The organism is Anaerolineae bacterium, from assembly GCA_014360855.1.
In the GTDB taxonomy this organism is placed as follows: Bacteria; Chloroflexota; Anaerolineae; order JACIWP01; family JACIWP01; genus JACIWP01.
The window spans coordinates 493-1,563 of sequence record JACIWP010000427.1 but is presented as its reverse complement, the minus strand read 5'-3'; the positions used below and the strand labels follow the sequence as shown (position 1 = coordinate 1,563).

Here is a 1,071-nt window from a genome sequence, read left to right as displayed (position 1 = left end):
GCGACGTACATCTGCAGTACGGCCCGGTCTATCACCGCCTCTGGCGGGATCATCCCTAAGTCGAACCACAGCACGCTCTCCGCCCACCCGCCGGCGCGCACCGCCAGCTTCTGGTACGCCCCGTAATTGGTGTCCGGTGCCCAGGCGTTCAGGGTACTGTCCCGCACCTCGGCATGGCCATATCCCCGCTGGATCACGACCTGCTGATACTGAAGCGGCGACGGCGGCGTAAACGTCGGCGTTGGTGTAGGCGGCGGTGGTGTCACAGTAGGCGTATGCGTGGGGGTCGGTGTCGGCGGAATGGGTTCGCCCTGGGGAAGCTCCCAGAAGAAGTTGGACTCGTACAGCACCCCACAACCGCCGGCGGGGAAGCGGATGAGATTATGGGAGACCGCCTGCCCACCCGAAAGCGACTGCGCGGCCACAGGGTTAAATCCCGGATGATAGTTCAGCAGGAAGAACGATCCGTATTCCTGGAAACGGGTGTTCGCGAGCACGGAGAAAGCGCCGGCGGCATCGGTCGTGGCCTGTGCCAGCAGGACGGGGTTCTCAAACAGCGTGCCGGCCGTGCCGAACACCTGTACCCGCGCGCCCGGGCTGGGCTGGTCGACCGCCGGCGGCACTCCCAGCACCACCTTGCCGGCAAAGCGGAACCCGCAGGAGGCCGGCGTGGCGGTCGCGGTAGGCGTTGGCGTAGCGGTGGGAGTGTCAGTAGAAGTTGGTGTACATGTCGCAGTAGGGGTGAACGTTTCGGTAGGTGTGGCCGTGGGCGTCGCCGTTGGCTCCCCTCCGCCGCCCTGCAAATTCAGCACTGTCCAACCGCCGATCTGATAGGTGCCGGTTTGCTTGGCCCATTGGTAATACGGGCCTCCGATGAGGAAGTAGACCGTACTGCCGGCCGGCACATTATCAATATCGAGGATGTACTTGCGCGAGGTGCCGCTGGTGAAAGCGGTCGTCTCCGCCACCTTAACCCCGTTGACCCAGGCCTGAATCGGGGTGCCCTCATCCACATAGGAGAAATCAGCCAGCCGGACGGTGCCCTCAAAGCGGTGCGCCGTGAACAGTGAG

1 pseudogene (only partly in view) is annotated in these 1,071 nt (G+C 64.1%); it reads right to left on the bottom strand.

Annotated elements, in window-relative coordinates:
• A pseudogene (locus tag H5T60_14780) lies at positions 1-1,071 on the bottom strand (hypothetical protein); it runs 365 nt beyond the window's last position.